Below are 19,088 nucleotides of genomic sequence, written 5' to 3'. Positions count from 1 at the left end.
TCTCAGGCCGCTTCGATGACGTCGGCCCGGATGGCGGCCGCCCACTCGACGACCAGCAACTCGTACTCCGCGCGCTCCTGGGCCGACAGGGAGCCGCCCGCGCGCATCCACAGGGCACGGATCTGCTCGTTCACCTCGGCAGCAGGCCGCACGGAACCAGGGACCACGGAATCGGGGGACATGCGCCCCAGCCTAGGGGCAAGAACTGACACTGCGCTACCGGGCGGCTACGCATCCCGTATGTATTGCGTCACGAATTCCCGGTCGGCCGTTTGGATCCGGCCGATCCGGAAGTGGCTGGTTCATGACGCGCCGGTGGGTGACGTTGCTGGTCAGGGGCCCGTGGGCGGCGAGGGCGGGGGTGTGGCGCGGTGGGTGGCACGGGGTGGCGTACACCCGTGGCGAGGTGGTGTGCGACACGGCGCGCGGACGGTCGGATGCGCCGGTCTGCGTCAGCCGGCCGACTCCGCGGCGTGCGGGCTCAGCACGCCCGCCGCCACCAGGGCGATGATGACGATGCCGAGTGCGACGCGGTACCAGACGAACGGCATGAAGCTCTTGGTCGAGATGAACTTCATGAACCAGGCGATGACGGCGTACCCGGAGGCGAAGGCGATCACCGTGGCGAAGAGGGTCGGACCCCAGGAGACGTGGTCGCTCTCCATCGCGTCCTTGAGCTCGAAGAGGCCGGAGGCGAGCACCGCCGGAATGGCGAGCAGGAACGAGTAGCGGGCCGCCGCCTCGCGCCGGTAGCCCATGAACAGGCCGCCGCTGATGGTGGCGCCGGAGCGGGAGACGCCCGGGATCAGCGCCATCGACTGGCATATGCCGAAGATCAGGCCGTCCTTCACCCGCAGGTCGTCGAGCGTCTTGCGCTGCTTGGGCGCGCGGTGCCGTCCGCCGCTCTCGTCGCGCGCCGCCATCCGGTCGGCGATGCCGATCACCACGCCGACGACGATCAGCATCGTGGCGGTGACCCGCAGGTCGCGGAAGGGCCCCTCGATCTGGTCCTTGAACAGCAGGCCGAGCACGCCGATCGGGATCGAGCCGACGATCACCAGCCAGCCCATCTGCGCGTCGTGGTCCTCGCGCATCGCCTTGTCGGTGAGCGAGCGCGCCCAGGCCCAGACGATCCGCCCGATGTCCTTGCGGAAGTAGATGAGCACGGCGGCCTCCGTGCCGATCTGGGTGATCGCGGTGAAGGCGGCGCCAGGGTCCTTCCAGCCGGAGAAGGCGGCGGTCAGCCGCAGGTGCGCGCTGGAGGAGACGGGAAGGAACTCGGTCAGCCCCTGGACGAGTCCGAGGATGAGGGATTCAAACCAAGACATGGAGGAAGCGGGTCCAAGTGCTGATCGCGGCCAGGGAATTCGGGCAGGTTTCGGACACACCACGCCCCGGGCGCGGTGATCACGTGTGTCCAGGGCAGCCTAGCGTCCCGGAATGACAGTCCTCGCACAGGGGCTCGACGGACGGGTGTGCTGGGCTCGATCGGACGGAGGTGCGGGGCGGCGGGGCGCTCGCGCGGGGGCCGGTGCCGGCCCGGCTCCTGGGGTGTTGACCTGCGGCGGGGGCGGCGCTTACGTTGCAGCGGAGGAGAAAGCGCTTGCTGGGATTCCTCGCCGGTTCGCCGTTCCCGAGGAGTGCTGATCACGCCCATGCCCACCGTGACCGGCCCGCGCGTCGTCCACACCCACGGCGACCGGATCACCGTCGCCGCACCGGCCACCGGCGTCGAGCTGCTGAGCTACGTCTACGCCCCGGAGGCCGCCTGGGAAGCGCCCAAGCCGTACATCCACCCGCTGCGGACCCTGGCGGGCGACGTGGTCACCGGCTACCGGCCGAGCGACCACCGCTGGCACAAGGGCCTGCAGTTGACGGCGTCGCATCTGTCGGGCGCCAACCTGTGGGGCGGCAACTCCTACGTCCACGGCGAGGGGTACCTCGAACTCCCCGAGCGCGTCGGCTCCATGGCGCACGTCGCCTTCGACGAGGTCGCCGCGCGCGACGGCCGGGCGGTGATCGCCGAACGGCTGACCTGGCACCCGCACGGCGGTGACCTGTGGGCGGACGAGGAGCGCCGGATCGAGGTGCACGACGTCGAACCGGAGTCGGGCTCCTGGGCCCTGACCTGGACGAGTGTCATCACCAACCGGCGCCGCGAGCCGCTGCGGTTCGGCAGCCCGACCACGGCGGGGCGTGAACTGGCCGGCTACACGGGCCTGTTCTGGCGCGGACCGCGCGCCTTCCGCGGCGGCCGGATCATCGGTCCCGACGCCGAGGGGCCCGGCCTGATGGGCGAGCAGGCGCCCTGGCTCGCCTTCTCCGGCGAGCACGACGGCACCGACGGTCACGCGACCCTGGTCTTCGTGCACGCCCCCGGCAACGACCACCTCGGCGCCCGCGGCGCCCACCCCGCCCACTGGTTCGTGCGCAACGAGCCCTTCGCCGCCGTCGCCCCGTCGTGGGCCTTCTACGACGAACTGGTACTCCCTCCAGGCGAGTCCCTCACGCGCCGCTACCGGATCGTGGTGGCCGACGGTGTGTGGGAGCGGGCGGAGATCGCCGAGTACCTGGCGGCTCACCCCTGGTGACCGCGCGGGCCTGACGCGGCTCAGGCCGCGGACGGGCCCGCCACCGTCCAGCCGGGCGCCTGCGGGTGGGCGGTGAGGTCCTCGTGGCGGACCGTCTCGCCGCAGGACCGGCAGGTGACGACCGGGACCAGTTCGTCGCCGCAGACGTGCTCCAGCACCATGGGGCGGTCGCCGTCCTGGCGGAGGTGGCGGTCGCCCCACGCCATGAGGGTCATCAGCACCGGCTCCAGGTCGATCCCCGCCTGGGTGGGCACGTACTCGAAGCGCTGAGGCCGCTCGCTGTAGACGCGCTTGGTGAGGATCCCGGCGTCGACGAGCCGGCGCAGCCGGGTGGCCAGCACGTCGCGCGGGGCGCCGATGTTGCGCACCAGTTGGTCGAACCGGCCGTTGCCCAGGCAGACCTCCCGCAGCACCAGCAGGGAGTACTTCTCGCCGACGAGCGCCAGGGCGTCGGCGATGGAACAGGGGCGCGGATCTTTGGTGGCGGCCATGGCCTCCAGTCTAAGTGCGGCCAGAGGAGGGTTCGGATCTCAAACTTATAGGGTTTGTTTTTCCAACTCTACTGGTTATGGTGGGTCCAGATTTCCTACTCACAGGTAACCGAACAGCGAGCCGGACAGGTGACCGCCCAGGTGACCGCTCCGAACGGAGGCCCGCAGCATGCGTGACGCAGTCATCGTCGAAGCCGTACGCACGCCCATCGGCAAGGGCAAACCCAACGGCGCCCTCGCGCACGTCCACCCCGTGGAGCTCCTCGCCCACACCCTGCGCACCCTCGTCGAACGCTCGGGCGTCGACCCGGCGCTGATCGACGACGTGATCGGCGGCGCCGTCGACCAGGTCGGCGAACAGGCCATGAACACCACCCGCTACGCAGCCCTGTCGGCGGGCCTGCCGGAGTCGGTCCCGGCGACCACGGTGGACCGCCAGTGCGGCTCCTCCCAGCAGGCCGTGCACTTCGCCGCCCAGGGCGTGATCTCCGGCGCGTACGACATCGCCGTGGCCTGCGGCGTCGAGTCGATGAGCCGCGTGCCGATGTGGTCCAACGTGCCGCCCGGCAAGGACCCCTTCGGCCCGGGCGTCGCCGGGCGCTACCCGGAGGGGCTGGTCCCGCAGGGCATCAGCGCCGAGCTCATCGCCGCCAAGTGGTCGATCACGCGCGAGCAGATGGACGCCTTCGCGGTGTCCTCGCACCGCAAGGCCGCCGCGGCCTGGGCCGCGGGCCTCTTCGACGCCGAGGTGGCACCGCTGGACGGCGTCGCCCGCGACGAGTGCGTACGCCCGGACAGCACCCCGGAGATCCTCGCCGGTCTCAAGCCCGCCTACTACGACCCGGCCTTCGCCGAACGCTTCCCGCAGATCGAGTGGAACGTCACCGCGGGCAACGCCAGCCCGGTCAACGACGGCGCCTCGGCGGTGCTCGTCACCTCCGGCGAGACGGCCGCCCGCCTCGGCCTGCGCCCGCTCGCCCGCCTGCACAGCTTCGCCGTCACCGGCTCCGACCCGCTGCTGATGCTGACCGGTGTCGTGCCCGCCACGGAGAAGGTGCTGCGCAGGGCCGGCCTGACCCTCGACGACATCGACCTGTTCGAGGTCAACGAGGCGTTCTCCAGCGTCGTCCTGGCCTGGCAGCAGGAGACCGGCGCCGACCTCGGCAAGGTCAACGTGCACGGCGGCGCCATCGCCCTCGGACACCCGCTCGGCGCCAGCGGCACCCGGCTGACGACCACTCTCGTGCACGCGATGCGCGAACGCGGCGCCCGCTACGGCCTGCAGACCATGTGCGAGGCGGGCGGCCTCGCCAACGCGATGATCCTGGAAGCGGTCTGAGCGCTCCGCCGGGCGTGCCGCGTCGCGCCGTCAGCCGGCTGCGGCGCCGTGGTGGCGGGTCGCCCGGTTCCCCGCTTCCCTCGGGGCACGGTTCCCCGCGTCCCTCGGGGCGCTGCCCGACCGCAGCGGACTTCGCTCGGCCTGCCGCAGCCGTTCAGCGGCCCCGCAGATGGTGCCGCTTGCGCCACGCCACCGTCGCGCCCAGCAGGGCGGGCGCGGCGATGCACGCCATGGCGATCAGGAAGGCGGGGGACGTCGGCGCCGAGGCGCGGGCACCGGCGACGGCGTACGCGGCGGTGTTCGGGACCGAGCCGAGCGCCGTCGCGAGGAGGAAGGAGAACCAGCCCATGCGGGAGACGGCGGCGCAGTAGTTCGCGGCCCAGAACGGCACGCCCGGGAACAGCCGCGCCGCCATCATCGAGCGGAAGCCGTGCCGGCTCAGCTGCCCGTCCGCCGCCAGCAGCAGCCGGCCGCGCAGCAACGGGCGCAGCGCGTCCTGTCCGAGCACCCGGCCGAGGCCGAAGGCCATTCCGGCGCCGAGCACGGTGCCCGTCAGTGCCGTGCCGAGGCCCAGTCCGGAGCCGAAGAGCGCGCCCGCGGCGAGGTTCAGCAGCGGCCGCGGCACGAACGCGACGGTGCACAGCCCGTACGCCACCGCGAACACCACGGCCGCCGCGGCCCCGCCGAGCTGCGGCGGCCAGCCGTGCGTCAGCACTCTCTGCGGCTCGAACAGCAGCACGCAGGACGCGGCCGCCGCGAGCAGGGCGACCAGCAGGGACAGCCGCGACCACGGCGACAGCAGCACGCGCCTGCGGCGCGTCGCCGGTCCCGGTGCCGCGGGGAGGGCGACGGGGACTGCGAGTTCCGCGGTGGCGGCCCGGGGAGAGGCCGTGGCCGTGCCCCCAGAGCGGGTGGTGGCATCGAGCATCCGGTGACAGTAACCGACACCCGCGTGTGATCGCCGTATGGTCCGTCTCATGTGCGGCGGGCGCGGTGCCTCCCGCCGCGGGAAAACCGTTCGACGCCGGGCGGTGCGTCGGCGATGATCGGCCTCATGTTCCGGCACGCCTTCACCCTCGCAGCATCCGCAGCCGCGGATGCGCCGAAGGCTGCCGTCGTCCTCCCGCCGGCCGCCGTCGACGGCGCACGAAGCTGACCCTCCCCGGATCGTCCGGCGGACCCCGCAGGGGGAGGGTCGGCACGTTCTCGGGGTCCCCGTCCCGGCCGGCGTCCGAATCCGGCCGGGGCCATCGCTCAGCAGCACTGAGAGGCTTCGAGGTACCGCCATGCCCAAGACGGCGTACGTGCGCACCAAACCGCACCTGAACATCGGCACGATGGGCCACGTCGACCACGGCAAGACCACCCTGACCGCCGCCATCACCAAGGTGCTGGCCGAGCGCGGCACCGGCACGTTCGTGCCGTTCGACCGCATCGACCGCGCCCCGGAGGAGGCCGCCCGCGGCATCACCATCAACATCGCGCACGTCGAGTACGAGACCGACACCCGGCACTACGCGCACGTGGACATGCCGGGCCACGCCGACTACGTCAAGAACATGGTCACCGGCGCCGCGCAGCTCGACGGGGCGATCCTCGTCGTCTCCGCGCTCGACGGGATCATGCCGCAGACCGCCGAACACGTCCTGCTCGCCCGGCAGGTGGGCGTGAACCACATCGTCGTCGCGCTGAACAAGGCCGACGCGGGCGACGAGGAACTCACCGACCTGGTCGAGCTGGAGGTCCGCGACCTGCTCACCGAGCACGGCTACGGCGGCGACGCGGTACCGGTCGTACGGGTCTCCGGGCTGAAGGCCCTGGAGGGGGACCCGAAGTGGACGGCGGCCGTGGAGGCGCTGCTCGACGCCGTGGACACGTACGTGCCGATGCCCGAGCGGTACCTGGACGGACCGTTCCTGCTGTCCGTCGAGAACGTGCTCACCATCACCGGCCGGGGCACCGTGGTGACCGGCGCGGTGGAGCGCGGCACCGTGCGCGTCGGCGACCGGGTCGACGTGCTCGGCGCCGGGCTGGAGACGGTCGTCACCGGCCTGGAGACCTTCGGCAAGCCCATGCGGGAGGCGCAGGCGGGGGACAGCGTGGCGCTGCTGCTGCGCGGGGTGCCGCGCGACGCGGTGCGGCGCGGGCACGTGGTGGCCGCGCCGGGCAGCGTGCTTCCCCGACGGCGCTTCACGGCGCAGGTGTACGTCCTGTCGGCGCGCGAGGGCGGTCGCGGCACACCGGTGTCGACGGGGTACCGCCCGCAGTTCTACATCCGGACGGCGGACGTGGTCGGTGATGTCGACCTCGGCGAGGCGGCCCTCGCGCGGCCGGGGGAGACGGTCACCATGACCGTCGAACTGGGGCGCGAGGTCCCCCTGGAGCCGGGGCTCGGATTCGCCGTCCGCGAGGGCGGACGGACCGTGGGGGCCGGCACCGTGACAGCCGTCGGCTGACGGCGGCCGGTCCGCGCGGGGGACCGCGGGCCGGTGCGCCGGCCGCGCGGCTCCCCGCGTCCCCCGCCGCCGTCGCCCGCCCGCACAATGGACGGGTGAGCGAACCCATACCCGTGACCCGGACCACCGACCACGGCACCGCCAAGCTGATGCCCGACGTCGACCGGAGGCGGGCCTGGCTGCTGACGGTCGACGGGGCGCCGCAGTCGTACGTCGACCTGGACGAGCCGGAGCACCTGGAGTTCGAGTACGCCCGGCGGCTCGGGCACGTCCTCGACACCGTCGCCGAGCCGGGCCGCCCGCTGGACGTGGTCCACCTCGGCGGCGGAGCGCTCACCCTGCCCCGCTACGTGGCCGCGACCCGGCCCGGCTCCCGGCAGGACGTCGTCGAGGCGGACCGAGGTCTGCTGGAACTGGTCGCCGAGCACCTGCCGCTGCCCGAGGGCGCGGGCGTCGCGCTGCACGCCGCCGACGCCCGCGCCTGGCTGGAGGCCGCCCCCGACGACTGTGCCGACGTGCTGGTCGCCGACGTCTTCGGCGGCTCCCGGATCCCGGCCCACCTCACCACCGTCGACTGCATCCGGCAGGCCGCACGGGTGCTGCGCGCGGACGGGGTCTACCTCGCCAACCTCGCCGACTCCGCGCCCTTCGCCTTCCTGCGCTCCCAACTCGCCACCTGCGCGACCGAGTTCGAAGAACTGGTGCTGATCGCCGAACCGGCCGTGCTGCGCGGCCGCCGCTTCGGCAACGCGGTGGTCGCCGCCGCGCACCGCCCGCTCGACACGGCCGCCCTGATCCGGCTCACGGCGGCCGACGCCTTCCCCGCCCGCGTCGAACACGGCCCCGGGGTGCGGGACTTCACCGGCGATGCGCGGCCGGTGCGGGACGCGGACGCCGTACCGTCGCCCGAGCCTCCCGACGGCGCGTTCGGCATCGGCTGACCTGTCGTCACCCCTCCGTCAGGCCGTCACCCCTCCGTCGGGTCGCCGTGCAGGCGCACGGTGCTGAGGATCTTCCTGACCGTCTCGTCGGGCACCTCGTCCTTGACGCCCTTGGCCCCGTAGAAGGTCCAGGACACGAAGTCGCCCGCCGAGTTCTTGAAGGCGAACGTGGTCGCCTTGCCGTCGGAGTCGCACTTGCCCTTCTTCGCGACGCCCGTCGAATACGTCGTGGCGACGCTGCCCTTGACGCCCGACGCCGTCGTGTAGTCCTCCGGCTTGCCGATGGTGAGGAGCTTCTTGGCGGCGTCCGACTGGTCGGTGTAGCCGCCGAACACCCACCAGGCCGAGTCGTTGCGCGCGACGTCGGAGGTGTTCTTGGCGCCGTCCTGGCCCTTCGTGCCGGCCGCCGCCAGCGCCGTGTCGTCGGTGCGCCCGTCCTTGTCGGCGTCGGACGAGCACCACTTCTCCTTGAGGTAGGCGGGCGCCGACATGCCGATGAGGACGGAGCCGTCGCCCTTCTTCTCGTCCTCGAACCCGATGAAGGTGCCGGGCGACTCGACCGCCCAGTCGGCCGGCACGTCGAAGGCGGTGCCCCACTTGGGGTTCACGACGACCTTCCAGCCGGGAATCGTCGCCTTCTCGGTCTCGCCGCCGCGGGGGTTGTCGTCCGTGCCCGTCGCGGACTCGCTCGGGCCGGTGGTGGGCGACTGACTCGTCGTCTGCTTGTCCTTGCCGCCGTCCGCCGTGTCGTCCTCGTTCCCGCCGAGGACCAGGAAACCGGTGACGCCGGCCGTCACGACCACCGCCGTGGCCGCCAGGATCGCGACCAGTTTCGTCCGGCCGCCTCCGCCCCCGGGCGGCTGGGGAGTGCCCACCGAGGTGGGCGCGCCCCACTGCGGCTGCTGCGCATAGGGGTTGGGCTGCTGGAAGCCGGGCTGCTGATACGGATTCGGCTGCTGGTACCCCGGCTGCTGGTAGGGGTTGTTCTGTGCGTGCGGGTTCTGCTCGCCCCCGGGCGGCTGCTGTCCTGGCCACATGGGCGTTCACCCTAGTGCCGCCCGGCATCCGATGCGGCCCCCCGGTTTCGCCGGCCGTGGCACACCGGGAATCCGGTCCGGGCGCACCCGACGGGCGGGGGGCGGCAGGGGCCTGGTCAGCGTAGGCTACTCGTGGGTAACCTTCGGGCATGAGCGCAGACCAGATGTCGATCGGCGAGTTGCTCGCCGCGACGGTGCCGATGGTTCGCACCCTGAACCTGGAGTACCTCGAGACCACGCCGGAGAAGGCCGTGCTGGCCCTCCCGGACCAGAGCGAATACCGCAACCACGTCGGCGGGCCGCACGCGGGCGCGATGTTCACGCTGGGCGAGTCGGCCAGCGGCGCCGTCGTCCTGGCCGCGTTCGGCGACCAGCTCTCCCGGGCCGTCCCGCTCCCGGTGCACGCCGAGATCGCGTTCAAGAAGATCGCCCTCGGTCCCGTCACGGCGACCGCGACCCTGGGCCGCCCCGTCGCCGACGTCGTGGCCGAGCTCGATGCGGGCACCCGCCCGGAGTTCCCGGTGAGCGTCGCCATCCAGCGCCAGGACGGCGCCGTCACCGGTGAGATGACGGTGCTGTGGACGCTGCGCCCCAACGGCTGACCTCCGCTCACCGCCGGGAGCCGATCGCGTCGCCCGCCGCGATCCGGGCCCGGTAGGACTCCGGCCGGGGCCCGCCTTCCGGCCGGGGCCTGTCTTTCGGCCGGGGCCCGCTTTCCGGCGGGGGCCCGCCTTCCGGCCGGGGCCTGCCTTCCGGCGGTGCGGTCGTGCGACGGCCGGGCCCGCCCGCCCTGCGGTGCCGTGTGCCTGTGGTGCCGCCCGCGTGTGGGCCCGCTGCCTGTGGTGCCGCCCGCCCTGCGGTGCCGTGCCCGGCGTGTCGGAGGTCTCCCTGACGGCCGGTCACCGCGGTTCGGGCCCGGACCGCGCGACCGTCCCCCAGGAGCACCGGCAGGGGCCCGGCGGGAGCCGGGAGGGGCACCGGGTGCGGCCGCCGCCATGCCGCCGCCGGGCGCCGACCCGGTAGGCTTCCCGGGTACGCCCCGTGCGCGCACGCGGAAACGCTGCGGCACGAACAGAGTCACGAACGGGAGGGACCGGCGGTGCACGTCCAGGAGTGGCTCGACACGGTGCCCGCGGCGGCCGTCTACGCCGTGGTGGGACTCGTCATCGGTCTGGAGAGCCTGGGGATCCCGCTGCCCGGCGAGATCGTCCTGGTCTCGGCGGCCCTGCTGTCCTCCCAGCACGCCGGCGTCAACCCGGTGATCCTCGGCGCGTGCGCCAGCCTCGGCGCCATCGTCGGCGACTCCATCGGCTACGCCATCGGCCGCAAGGGCGGACGGCCCCTGCTGGCGTGGCTCGGCCGGAAGTTCCCGCGGCACTTCGGCGAGGGGCACGTCGCCACCGCGGAGAGGTCCTTCGAGAAGTGGGGCATGTGGGCCGTCTTCTTCGGCCGCTTCATCGCCCTGCTGCGCATCTTCGCCGGCCCGCTGGCGGGCGTGCTGCGGATGCCGTACTGGAAGTTCCTGATCGCCAACGTCCTCGGCGGCATCCTCTGGGCGGGCGGCACGACCGCCGTCATCTACTACGTGGGCGTGGTCGCGGAGTCCTGGCTGAAGCGCTTCTCGTGGCTGGGCCTGGTCGCGGCGGTGCTGATCGGCCTGACCTCGATGCTCGTCCTCAAGCGCAAGACGAAGAAGGCGACGGCGCACAGCGAGCAGGCCGAGAAGGAACCCGTCCCGGCCGTCGACTGAGCACCCACGGGCCTACGGCCTCTCGTGGACCTCGCGGTGCGCCGCCGCCAGGTCCGCGTACAGCGTCCCGTTGAGGGTGACGCCCGCCCGCTCCTCCTCGGTCAGCGGGCGCCTGACCTTCGCCGGCACCCCGGCGACGAGGGAACCCGGCGGCACCTGCATCCCCTGCGGCACCAGCGCCTGCGCGGCCACCAGGGAGCCCGCCCCGATCACCGCGCCGTTGAGCACGGTCGCGCCCATCCCGATCAGGCAGTCGTCGCCGACGGTCGCCCCGTGCACCACGGCGTTGTGCCCGACCGACACCCGCTCCCCGATGGTGACGGGGAAACCCGGGTCGGCATGGAGCGTGCAGTTGTCCTGCACGTTGCTCCGCGCCCCGACGGAGATCCGCTCGACGTCGCCGCGCGCCACCGCGCCGTACCAGAGACTCGCCCCGGCCTCCAGCGTCACGTCGCCGATCACCGACGCGGTGGGCGCCACGAACGCCTCCTGGTCGATCTTCGGTTCCCGGCCGCCGATGCCCGTGACCAACGCCTTGTGCGTCATCGCCCTCTCCTCGTCGTCGGATGCCCCCGCACGGTACGCCATCCGGTGGGGTGAAGATCACAGGGCCTCGGCCTCTTGAAGGCCCGCCGCGCTGAGTACCGTGACCCCGTGCCGATGCGCAAGAACACGTTCTCATCATGGCGGCGCCGCCTCGCGCAGCGCGCCGTCCACGCGGGCTGGGCCTGGGTGCAGCGCACCGGCTCGGTCACCGCGCAGCACCCGGGACGGTTCCGCTTCGGGGCGATCGGGGCCGGCACCAGGCTGGCCTTCCCGCTCGGCACGGTCTTCGGCGAACCCTGGATCCACCTGGGCGCCCACTGCATCGTCGGCGAACAGGTCACCCTCACCGCGGGCCTGATGCCCGACCTCGACCTCGGCCCCGAGCCGATCCTGCGCGTCGGCGACGGTGTCGTCCTGGGCCGCGGCAGTCACGTCATCGCGGACACCGCGGTCACCATCGGCAGCGACTGCTACTTCGGGCCGTACGTGTACGTGACGTCCACGAACCACTCCTACGACGACCCGCACGAGCCCATCGGCAAGCAGTGGCCCCGGATGGAGCCGGTGGAGATCGGCGCGGGCTGCTGGATCGGCACCGGCGCGGTGATCCTGCCCGGCGCGCGGATCGGGCGGAACGTGGTGGTCGCCGCCGGCGCGGTGGTCCGGGGCGTGGTGCCCGACCACGCGGTGGTCGCCGGGGCACCCGCGCGGGTGGTGCGGCGCTGGACTCCCGCCGACGGCTGGCAGCCGCCGCTCAGGACGCCCCCGCCGGTGCCGATCCCCGACGGGGTCACGCCGGAACAGCTGCTGGCGCTGTCGGAGCTGGACGAGGAGGCGGCGGCCAGGCTGGCGCAGCTGGACGCGGAGTCCTGACTCACCCGGTCGCCAGCAGCAGGGTGCCCACCAGGGCCAGACCCGCGCCCGCCGCCTGGATCCGGTGCAGCCGTTCGCTGAGGAAGCCGCGCGCGGCCAGGGCGGTGACCACCGGGTAGAGCGAGGCGAGCACGGCGGCGACGGTGACCGGGCCGTACTGGGCGGCGATCGCGTAGGTGCCGTTCGCCGCGACGTCCGCCAGGCCCACGAAGGCCAGCGCCGGCAGCGAGGCCCACGGGAAGCCCTCCGGCGGCAGCGCCGCGCCGCCCCGCCGCACGGAGGCGTACAGCGCGGCGCCGCCGACGGCCACGTTGGTCACACGCTGCACGAAGAGCGCGAGGAAGAGACCGGTGACGGTGGTGGACGCCTCCGCGATGAGCGCGAACACCGCGCCGAAGCCGAGCGCCGCGACCAGCGTGAGCAGGATGGTCTCCCGCCGCACGGGGGTGCCCCGGCGCTGCGGCCCGCCCGCGAGGACGACACCGGCGACGGCGACCGCGATGCCCGCGGCCTGGACCAGGCCCGGCCGCTCGCCGAGGCACAGGCCCACACCGACCGGGACGGCCACGCTCAGGGTGGCCAGCGGGGAGACGACGCCCATCGGGCCCTGGGCGAGCGCCTTGTAGAAGCAGATCATCGCGACCGGCCCCACCAGTCCGGCCGCGAAGGCGAACCACAGCCGCGGCCCGGCCTCGCCCCAGCCGCCCGTGGCCGCCACGATCACGCCGAGCACGGCCGCCGCGACCGCCTGTGAGACGACGACCACCGTGAGCACCGGAGCACGCCGGGTCAGCAGCCCGCCGCCGAAGTCGGCAAGGCCCCACAGCAGGCTGGTGGCCAGGGCGAAGAATGCTGTCACGGCTCGCCTCGCAGTACAGTTCGGTGCACGATCGGGTGCACCCCACCGTAGTGCAGCGAAGTGGACTTTGTCATCCAGGATATTGCCCTTGGGTGTGGTGCTCCCATGGGCCTCGACGAGTTGGACGGAATGTGTCGGACCTCGACCTGCTGACCCAGTCATTGGCGCGCAACGTCAAGCGCTGGCGCAACGAGCGCGGCTTCACCCTCGACGCGCTGGCCGCCCGCGCCGGGGTCAGCCGCGGCATGCTCATCCAGATCGAGCAGGCGCGCACCAACCCGAGCATCGGCACGGTCGTCAAGATCGGCGACGCGCTCGGCGTCAGCATCACCACCCTGCTCGACTACGAGCAGGGTCCCAAGGTCCGGGTCGTCCCCGCCGAGCAGGCCGTGCGGCTGTGGCACACCGACGCGGGCAGCTACAACCGGCTGCTCGCGGGCACCGAGGCCCCCGGCCCGCTGGAGATGTGGGACTGGCGTCTGATGCCGGGCGAGAGCAGCCCGTCCGACCCGCACCCGGCCGGCACGGTCGAACTCGTGCACGTCACGGCCGGCGAGCTGACGCTCACCGTGGACGGCGCCGAACACCGCGTCCCGGCCGGCGCCAGCGCCTCCTTCGAGGCGAACACCCCGCACGTCTACGGCAACACGGGCGAGGTCCCGATGGAGATGATCATGGCCGTCTCCGTCCCGCCCGTGCGCTGAGCGGCCCGGGGCCGCTGTTGCCGTGCCGCCATTGTTACCGTGTCGCCATGGACGCACCCATCGGACACTTCGACCACGCCGCCCCCGCCCCCGACGTCCTCGGCGAACTGATCCGCCCGGTCGCCGACGCCGTACGCCACTGGAGCGGCAGCGTCCCCGCCGACCAGATCGTCTACGTCGACACCGACCCGCGATGGGCCGACACCGCCGTCTTCGTGGAGCACTACGGCCGGGAGCTGCTCCAGCAGTCGGCCAACTGTGTGGTGGTCTCGGGCAGGCGCGGCGGCGAGACCACACTGGCCGCGTGCCTGGTGCTGTCCACCACCCGGGTCGACGTCAACGGCGTGGTGCGCCGCCGCCTCGGGGCCCGCAAGGCGTCGTTCGCGTCGATGGACACGGCCACGGGCGAGACCGGCATGGAGTACGGCGGCATCACCCCGCTCGGGCTGCCCGAGGGCTGGCCGGTGCTGGTGGACCCGGCCGTCGCCGACCTGCCGTACGTGCTGGTCGGCAGCGGGCGGCGGCGCGGCAAGCTGCTGGTGCCGGGCAAGGCGTTCACCGAACTGCCCGGCGCGGTGGTGGTCGAGGGGCTCGGGGTGGCCTGACCTCGCTCCTCAGGCGGTCGCGTGGTGCGCCAGCGGCAGGTGCGGGTCCGCCTCTCCCGGCGCCGGCGCCGGATCCGCGTGCACCAGCGCGGCCGTGAGCCGCGGCACGGCGTGCAGCAGGGCGTGTTCGGCGTCGACCGCGATGCCGTGGGCCTGCCGCAGTGTCGCCTCGCCGTCGACGACCACCGCGACCTCGGCCCGCAGCCGGTGCCCGATCCAGCGCAGCCGCAGCTCACCGACCTCCCGTACGCCGGGAACCGCCCGCAGTGCCTGTTCGGCCCGGTCCACCAGGGCCGGGTCTACGGCGTCCATCACCCGCCGCAGCACCTCGCGGGCCGCGTCCCGCAGCACCAGCACGATCGCGGCCGTGATCGCCAGCCCCACCAGGGGGTCGGCCAGGTGCCGGCCCAGCGCCGAACCGCCCGCGCCCAGCAGCACGGCCAGCGACGCGAACCCGTCGGTGCGGGCGTGCAGCCCGTCGGCCACCAGCGCGGCCGAGCCGATCTCGCGGCCCACCCGGATCCGGTACCGGGCCACCCACTCGTTGCCCGCGAAGCCGGCCAGGGCGGCCACCGCGACCGCCGGGACGTGGGTGACCGGGCGCGGGTCCAGGAGCCGGCCGGCCGCCGTCCACGCCGCGAAGGCGGCGGACGCGGCGATCGTCAGCACGATCACGATGCCCGCCAGATCCTCCGCCCGGCCGTAGCCGTAGGTGAAACGGCGGGTGGCCGCGCGCCGGCCCAGCACGAACGCGATCCCGAGCGGTACGGCGGTCAGCGCGTCCGCCGTGTTGTGCACCGTGTCGCCCAGCAGCGCCACCGATCCGGACAGCACGACCACGGCCGCCTGGGCCAGCGCCGTCGCGCCGAGGACCGCCAGCGAGACCCACAGTGCCCGCATGCCGCGGGACGAGGCCTCCAGCGCGGCGTCGACTTTGCCGGCGCTCTCGTGGGAGTGCGGGGTGAGCAGGTGGCGCAGACGGGAGCCGGCCCGATGGTGCTCCTGCGGGTGGTGGTGCTCGTACGAGTGGTGGGGGTGGTGCTTCTGTGGATGGTGATGCTCGTGCGGGTGGTGGTGACTGTGGTGGTCGTGCCGGTCGCTCACGCCGGTCCCCTTCCGTTCCGCGGGAGTGGACGCGGGGCGCCCACGGCACCATTATGTGCGTATGAGCGCACGCATGCACCTGTCACCTGCGCATGATGCGCACCCGCGCACCCCGGGCGAGGAGCAGTTCACGCTCGCCGCGGAACTCCTCGCGCTGCTCGGCGACCGCACCCGCCTCGCCCTGCTGCACGCGCTGACCGCGGGCGAGGCCGACGTCAGCACGCTCACCGAGGCGTGCGGCGCGGCGCGTCCAGCGGTCAGCCAGCACCTGGCGCGGCTGCGGCTCGCGGGACTCGTGGACACCCGCAAGGAAGGGCGCCGGGTGATCTACTCTCTGCGCGACGGCCATCTGCGCCGCCTGGTGGAGGAGGCGCTGAACGTGGCGGACCACCGGCTCGGCGGCCGGCCCCCGCACGACTGAGCGGCGTCAGCCGGACGGCTTGCCGAGGTACTGCTCGGCGAACGCGGCCGCCGCCGCGGACGACGTGAACAGGCGGCGCAGCCGGGCGAGCGAGGTGCCCGCGCGACAGGCGTCGCCGGACGACGTGCCGTGGTACACCTCCGACAGCCACTGCGAGAACTCCTGGTAGTCCCACGCACGCGCCAGACAGGCCGCCGAGTAGCCGTCCAGGCCGCCGGTGTCGCCCTCGGTGAGGTACGCGACCAGCGCGTCGCCGAGCAGGAAGGCGTCGTGCAGGGCGAGGTTCATGCCTTTGGCGGCGATGGGCGCGGTGAGGTGGGCGGCGTCCCCGGCGAGGAGGAGACGGCCGAACACCATCGGTTCGACGACGTAGTCGTGCATGTCGAGGACGCGCTTCTCGAGCAGTCGCCCCTCCGTCAGCCGCGGCCGGTCGGCGGCGGCCAGCCGTTCCTGCAACTCCGCCCAGACCCGGTCGTGCGGCCAGTCCTCCGGGTCGTCGCCCGGCGGGCACTGGAGGTAGTAGCGGGTCACCTCGGGGCTGCGGGCCATGTGCCCGGCGAAGCCGCGGGGATGGACGCCGAAGACGACGCAGTCGCTGGAGGGCGGCGCCTCGGCGAGAAGCGCCAGCCAGCCCACGCCGTAGTCGTGCCGGGCGATCCGGGCGCGCCCCGGCGGCAGCACGGTCCGCGTCACCCCGCGCGCCCCGTCGCAGCCGGCCACGAAGTCGCAGCGCACAAGACGCCGTTCACCGGTGTCCGGGTCGGTGTACGACACCGAGGGCCGGTCCGAGTCCAGGTCGTGTGGCCGGACGTCCCGCACCCCGAACCGGATCTGCCCGCCGCGCACGTCCGCGTACTCCCGCACCAGGTCCGTGACCAGCAACGGCTGCGGATAGACGTAGTGATGATGGCCCGTCAGTTCCGCGTAGGGGAACCGGTACCGCTGCCGGTCGAAGCGGAACTCGCACTCCGAGTGCGGCTGGGCCCGCTCCAGCAGGCCGTCCGCCAGGCCCCGCCGCTGGAGCTCGCGCACCGCCCACTCCTCGATGACCCCTGCCCGGGGCCGCTGTTCGACGAAGGAGCGCGTCTCCGCCTCCAGGACCAGGCAGTCCACGGAGGCGGCCCGCAGGATGTTCCCGAGGGCCAGACCGGCGGGTCCCGCGCCGACGATCACGACCGGAAAGCGCTCCGCGGGTGCGGGTGCGGGTGCGGGGGCGGGTGCGGGGGCGGAGTCGGGGGCGGAGGATAAGTTCACCCGAACATTATGTCGGCGCCGCACAGCCGGCCGGAGCGCGGCGCCGCCGGGCCGCTCAGCCCAGGCGCGGGATCTCGATGGCGGGGCACCGGTCCATCACCATGTCCAGCCCCGCGGCGCGGGTGCGGTCGTAGGCCGCCTGGTCGACGACGCCCAGCTGGAACCACACGGCGCGAGCGCCCTTGGCCACCGCCTCGTCGGCCACGGCCCCCGCCAGGTCGCTGTTGACGAACACGTCGACCACGTCCACGTCGAACGGGATGTCCGCGAGGGAGGCGTACCCCTGCTCGCCGTGCACCGTCTCCGCCTTGGGGTGGACGGGCACGACGCGCTTGCCGAAGCGCTGCAGCACCTGGGCGACGCCGTACGCGGGGCGCCGCGTGTTCGACGAGAGGCCCACCACCGCCCAGGTGTCGCCGAGCTCGGTGAGAATCCTGCGAACCGTCGCCTCGTCGCCGTACACAGCCGGCCTCCTCGTAGCCTCGGGGAAGATCTGTCCGGTCGCACAACGGCGCACGGCCCCCGGGGATTCCCCGCCCGCCCCGTGTCCCGTTCACCTCCCGCTCACCCGAACGGCGCTGCCCCGCCCCACCGCCCGGGCCGCGAGCCGCACACCGCGACCAGGCCGAAACCCGTGCCGTAGCCTGCGCCCGGCCGCCCGCCCGCCTACGCTCACTCCGTGCTGCGCATCACCGACGCCCGGACCGGCGAACCCGTCGACGCCACCCCGACCCGGCGGGGACTGACCCGTGTCGTGGCCCACGCACCGGGCCACGACACCACCGCCCTGCGCGTCCTGCTGGTCGCCGACCTGCTGTTACGAGCCCTGGAACTCGGCGGCACCCCGGTGTGGGCGCTGCTGGCCGGCCAACGGGAGCGGGAGGACCTGCGCGCCTCGGCGGCGGCGCTGGGCGTCCGGCCCTTCGAGGACGGCCGGGACCCGGGCCCCGGCCCGGGCGGGGCCCGGGTCATCCACGTGGCGGCGGATGACGGGCCGGTGCCCGACGGCGTCCGGGTCGCCGTCGCCGCCGCGACCGCAGACATCCCGGTCGGCGACATCCCGGCCGGCGACACCCCGGTCGGCGACACCCCGGTCGGCGACACCCCGGCGGGCGCGGACGACCCGTCGGTGTTGCGCCTGGCTCTGCTCTCCCGGCGTCGCACCGCGCCCGCACGGCTCGACGCGGCCGCCCTCACCGACGCCCGCGACACCCTCGCGCGCTGGCGCGGCGCGGTCGCCGCCTGGGCGCGCCGGCCGTCCCGGCCGGTCCCCGACGAGGTCCGCGGCCGGCTGCGCGCCGCCTGGGAGAACGACCTGGACGTGCCCGCCGTGCTGGAGGTCCTGACCTGGGTGGAGAGCGATCCCGGCCTGCCGGACGGCGCCCGCTTCGAGACGTACGCCTACGCGGACCGGCTGCTCGGCCTGGACCTCACCCGCGACCTGGGATCCCCGGCGTGATCGCGCGCGCCGGAGCGGGCCCGCTGCGCCGCCTGGTCGTCGTGCGGCACGCCAAGTCGGCCTGGCCGGCCGGCGTCCCCGACCACGAGCGCCCGCTGGCGCCCCGCGGCCGCCGGGACGCCCCGGCCGTCGGCCGCGCCCTCGCCGCGGCCGACTGCCTCCCCGACCTCGCCCTGTGCTCGACCGCCGTCCGCGCCCGCCGGACCTGGGAGCTGGCCTCGGCGCAGTGGGGCACCCCGCCGCCCGTGCGCCACGACCCGCGGCTGTACGCCGCCGGCGTGCCCGAACTGCTGACAGTGGTGCGCGAGACGCCGCCCGAGGTCGAGACGCTGCTCCTGATCGGGCACAACCCCGGCTTGGAGGAGCTGGTGCTGGAACTCGCCGGGGACGGCCTCGGCGGCACGCTGGAGCGGGTGCGGGCGAAGTTCCCGACGTCCGCGATCGCCGTGCTGGCCTGGCACGGCACCGACTGGCAGGCGCTCGCCCCGGGCGTGGCGCTGCTGACCGGCGTGCTCGTGCCGAGGGGAGAGAAGAAGCACGGCGGGAAGAAGCAGGGCTAGCCTCAATACCAGTGACTTAGTGGCCTGGCTTCGCGGGTGTCTTTGTTGACGGGCTGATCGGGGCGGTGCGCCAGTGCGGGGCGATGGCCACGTCGTCT

At 73.7% G+C, this 19,088-nt stretch carries 22 protein-coding genes; 12 read left to right on the top strand and 10 right to left on the bottom strand.

Annotated features, from left to right (window positions below):
* Window positions 1–2 precede the first annotated feature (2 nt).
* Both AB0G63_RS25790 and AB0G63_RS25785 read right to left on the bottom strand, forming a co-directional pair.
* Window positions 3–182 (bottom strand): hypothetical protein, encoded by a 180-nt coding sequence (locus AB0G63_RS25790; protein ID WP_360754517.1) that lies wholly within the window; start codon window positions 180–182, stop codon window positions 3–5.
* 270 nt (window positions 183–452) lie between these two features.
* The gene (locus AB0G63_RS25785) at window positions 453–1,328 is read right to left on the bottom strand and encodes an undecaprenyl-diphosphate phosphatase (protein ID WP_360754514.1); all 876 of its coding nucleotides are present in this window, start codon (window positions 1,326–1,328) and stop codon (window positions 453–455) included.
* A 327-nt stretch (window positions 1,329–1,655) separates the two neighbouring features.
* Between AB0G63_RS25785 and AB0G63_RS25780 the strand changes: the two genes are divergently transcribed.
* Window positions 1,656–2,591 (top strand): PmoA family protein, encoded by a 936-nt coding sequence (locus AB0G63_RS25780; RefSeq protein ID WP_360754511.1) that lies wholly within the window; start codon window positions 1,656–1,658, stop codon window positions 2,589–2,591.
* A gap of 20 nt (window positions 2,592–2,611) precedes the next feature.
* Here the strand turns inward: AB0G63_RS25780 and AB0G63_RS25775 are convergent, their stop codons facing one another.
* Complete coding sequence (locus tag AB0G63_RS25775) at window positions 2,612–3,082, bottom strand: helix-turn-helix domain-containing protein (protein WP_360754509.1); 471 nt, start codon at window positions 3,080–3,082, stop codon at window positions 2,612–2,614.
* Window positions 3,083–3,251: 169 nt separating this feature from the next.
* Here AB0G63_RS25775 and AB0G63_RS25770 point away from each other — a divergent pair, with 169 nt between their 5' ends.
* A complete protein-coding gene (locus AB0G63_RS25770) occupies window positions 3,252–4,421 on the top strand; it encodes a thiolase family protein (RefSeq protein ID WP_360754506.1) in 1,170 nt (389 codons plus the stop codon).
* Window positions 4,422–4,575: 154 nt separating this feature from the next.
* Here the strand turns inward: AB0G63_RS25770 and AB0G63_RS25765 are convergent, their stop codons facing one another.
* Window positions 4,576–5,349: a VTT domain-containing protein gene (locus tag AB0G63_RS25765; RefSeq protein ID WP_360754503.1), complete on the bottom strand. Its 774-nt coding sequence runs from the start codon at window positions 5,347–5,349 to the stop codon at window positions 4,576–4,578.
* A 358-nt stretch (window positions 5,350–5,707) separates the two neighbouring features.
* Here AB0G63_RS25765 and tuf point away from each other — a divergent pair, with 358 nt between their 5' ends.
* The gene (gene tuf, locus AB0G63_RS25760) at window positions 5,708–6,877 is read left to right on the top strand and encodes an elongation factor Tu (protein WP_360754502.1); all 1,170 of its coding nucleotides are present in this window, start codon (window positions 5,708–5,710) and stop codon (window positions 6,875–6,877) included.
* Window positions 6,878–6,972: 95 nt separating this feature from the next.
* Complete coding sequence (locus tag AB0G63_RS25755) at window positions 6,973–7,818, top strand: fused MFS/spermidine synthase (RefSeq protein WP_360754499.1); 846 nt, start codon at window positions 6,973–6,975, stop codon at window positions 7,816–7,818.
* 26 nt (window positions 7,819–7,844) lie between these two features.
* On the opposite strand, the gene AB0G63_RS25750 is transcribed toward AB0G63_RS25755, so the two are convergent.
* Window positions 7,845–8,855 carry a hypothetical protein gene (locus AB0G63_RS25750; RefSeq protein WP_360754497.1) on the bottom strand — a complete coding sequence of 337 codons (1,011 nt, stop codon included), beginning with the start codon at window positions 8,853–8,855 and terminating at the stop codon, window positions 7,845–7,847.
* Between the two features lie 164 nt (window positions 8,856–9,019).
* Between AB0G63_RS25750 and AB0G63_RS25745 the strand changes: the two genes are divergently transcribed.
* A complete protein-coding gene (locus AB0G63_RS25745; RefSeq protein WP_324785066.1) occupies window positions 9,020–9,457 on the top strand; it encodes a DUF4442 domain-containing protein in 438 nt (145 codons plus the stop codon).
* Window positions 9,458–9,954: 497 nt separating this feature from the next.
* A complete protein-coding gene (locus AB0G63_RS25740) occupies window positions 9,955–10,605 on the top strand; it encodes a DedA family protein (protein ID WP_360754495.1) in 651 nt (216 codons plus the stop codon).
* 12 nt (window positions 10,606–10,617) lie between these two features.
* On the opposite strand, the gene AB0G63_RS25735 is transcribed toward AB0G63_RS25740, so the two are convergent.
* Window positions 10,618–11,151, bottom strand: coding sequence for a gamma carbonic anhydrase family protein (locus AB0G63_RS25735; protein ID WP_360754492.1), 534 nt, complete (start codon window positions 11,149–11,151; stop codon window positions 10,618–10,620).
* Window positions 11,152–11,259: 108 nt separating this feature from the next.
* On the opposite strand from AB0G63_RS25735, the gene AB0G63_RS25730 reads away from it, so the two are divergent.
* On the top strand, window positions 11,260–12,024 hold the full coding sequence (locus tag AB0G63_RS25730) for an acyltransferase (RefSeq protein ID WP_360754490.1): 765 nt from the start codon (window positions 11,260–11,262) through the stop codon (window positions 12,022–12,024).
* A gap of 1 nt (window position 12,025) precedes the next feature.
* Here AB0G63_RS25730 and AB0G63_RS25725 read toward each other — a convergent pair whose 3' ends face one another.
* Window positions 12,026–12,883: a DMT family transporter gene (locus AB0G63_RS25725; RefSeq protein WP_360754488.1), complete on the bottom strand. Its 858-nt coding sequence runs from the start codon at window positions 12,881–12,883 to the stop codon at window positions 12,026–12,028.
* 131 nt (window positions 12,884–13,014) lie between these two features.
* Between AB0G63_RS25725 and AB0G63_RS25720 the strand changes: the two genes are divergently transcribed.
* Together AB0G63_RS25720 and AB0G63_RS25715 are read left to right on the top strand one after the other, a co-directional pair.
* On the top strand, window positions 13,015–13,587 hold the full coding sequence (locus AB0G63_RS25720; RefSeq protein WP_360754485.1) for an XRE family transcriptional regulator: 573 nt from the start codon (window positions 13,015–13,017) through the stop codon (window positions 13,585–13,587).
* A 47-nt stretch (window positions 13,588–13,634) separates the two neighbouring features.
* Entirely contained in the window at window positions 13,635–14,192 is a 558-nt protein-coding gene (locus AB0G63_RS25715; protein ID WP_360754482.1) for a YbaK/EbsC family protein, read from the top strand.
* 9 nt (window positions 14,193–14,201) lie between these two features.
* Here AB0G63_RS25715 and AB0G63_RS25710 read toward each other — a convergent pair whose 3' ends face one another.
* Window positions 14,202–15,296: a cation diffusion facilitator family transporter gene (locus AB0G63_RS25710; protein WP_360754479.1), complete on the bottom strand. Its 1,095-nt coding sequence runs from the start codon at window positions 15,294–15,296 to the stop codon at window positions 14,202–14,204.
* Between the two features lie 61 nt (window positions 15,297–15,357).
* Between AB0G63_RS25710 and AB0G63_RS25705 the strand changes: the two genes are divergently transcribed.
* The gene (locus AB0G63_RS25705) at window positions 15,358–15,717 is read left to right on the top strand and encodes a metalloregulator ArsR/SmtB family transcription factor (RefSeq protein WP_360754476.1); all 360 of its coding nucleotides are present in this window, start codon (window positions 15,358–15,360) and stop codon (window positions 15,715–15,717) included.
* A 6-nt stretch (window positions 15,718–15,723) separates the two neighbouring features.
* On the opposite strand, the gene AB0G63_RS25700 is transcribed toward AB0G63_RS25705, so the two are convergent.
* Both AB0G63_RS25700 and AB0G63_RS25695 read right to left on the bottom strand, forming a co-directional pair.
* Entirely contained in the window at window positions 15,724–16,890 is a 1,167-nt protein-coding gene (locus AB0G63_RS25700) for a 4-hydroxybenzoate 3-monooxygenase (RefSeq protein ID WP_360754648.1), read from the bottom strand.
* 136 nt (window positions 16,891–17,026) lie between these two features.
* Complete coding sequence (locus AB0G63_RS25695) at window positions 17,027–17,434, bottom strand: CoA-binding protein (protein ID WP_360754473.1); 408 nt, start codon at window positions 17,432–17,434, stop codon at window positions 17,027–17,029.
* A gap of 216 nt (window positions 17,435–17,650) precedes the next feature.
* On the opposite strand from AB0G63_RS25695, the gene AB0G63_RS25690 reads away from it, so the two are divergent.
* Both AB0G63_RS25690 and AB0G63_RS25685 read left to right on the top strand, forming a co-directional pair.
* Window positions 17,651–18,430 (top strand): hypothetical protein, encoded by a 780-nt coding sequence (locus AB0G63_RS25690; RefSeq protein WP_360754470.1) that lies wholly within the window; start codon window positions 17,651–17,653, stop codon window positions 18,428–18,430.
* Entirely contained in the window at window positions 18,427–18,990 is a 564-nt protein-coding gene (locus tag AB0G63_RS25685) for a histidine phosphatase family protein (protein WP_360754468.1), read from the top strand. The genes AB0G63_RS25690 and AB0G63_RS25685 overlap by 4 nt, the downstream gene beginning before the upstream one ends.
* Window positions 18,991–19,088: the final 98 nt, after the last annotated feature.

The organism is Streptomyces sp. NPDC020996 (genome assembly GCF_040641355.1).
Lineage (GTDB): Bacteria > Actinomycetota > Actinomycetes > Streptomycetales > Streptomycetaceae > Streptomyces.
This window is presented reverse-complemented; position numbering and strand designations above follow the sequence as displayed.

Coding starts and splice junctions, on each gene's coding strand:
- AB0G63_RS25790 (WP_360754517.1), bottom strand. CDS start 182: ATGTCCCCCGATTCCGTGGTCCCTGGTTCCGTGCGGCCTGCTGCCGAG.
- AB0G63_RS25785 (WP_360754514.1), bottom strand. CDS start 1,328: ATGTCTTGGTTTGAATCCCTCATCCTCGGACTCGTCCAGGGGCTGACC.
- AB0G63_RS25780 (WP_360754511.1), top strand. CDS start 1,656: ATGCCCACCGTGACCGGCCCGCGCGTCGTCCACACCCACGGCGACCGG.
- AB0G63_RS25775 (WP_360754509.1), bottom strand. CDS start 3,082: ATGGCCGCCACCAAAGATCCGCGCCCCTGTTCCATCGCCGACGCCCTG.
- AB0G63_RS25770 (WP_360754506.1), top strand. CDS start 3,252: ATGCGTGACGCAGTCATCGTCGAAGCCGTACGCACGCCCATCGGCAAG.
- AB0G63_RS25765 (WP_360754503.1), bottom strand. CDS start 5,349: ATGCTCGATGCCACCACCCGCTCTGGGGGCACGGCCACGGCCTCTCCC.
- tuf (WP_360754502.1), top strand. CDS start 5,708: ATGCCCAAGACGGCGTACGTGCGCACCAAACCGCACCTGAACATCGGC.
- AB0G63_RS25750 (WP_360754497.1), bottom strand. CDS start 8,855: ATGTGGCCAGGACAGCAGCCGCCCGGGGGCGAGCAGAACCCGCACGCA.
- AB0G63_RS25745 (WP_324785066.1), top strand. CDS start 9,020: ATGTCGATCGGCGAGTTGCTCGCCGCGACGGTGCCGATGGTTCGCACC.
- AB0G63_RS25735 (WP_360754492.1), bottom strand. CDS start 11,151: ATGACGCACAAGGCGTTGGTCACGGGCATCGGCGGCCGGGAACCGAAG.
- AB0G63_RS25715 (WP_360754482.1), top strand. CDS start 13,635: ATGGACGCACCCATCGGACACTTCGACCACGCCGCCCCCGCCCCCGAC.
- AB0G63_RS25705 (WP_360754476.1), top strand. CDS start 15,358: ATGAGCGCACGCATGCACCTGTCACCTGCGCATGATGCGCACCCGCGC.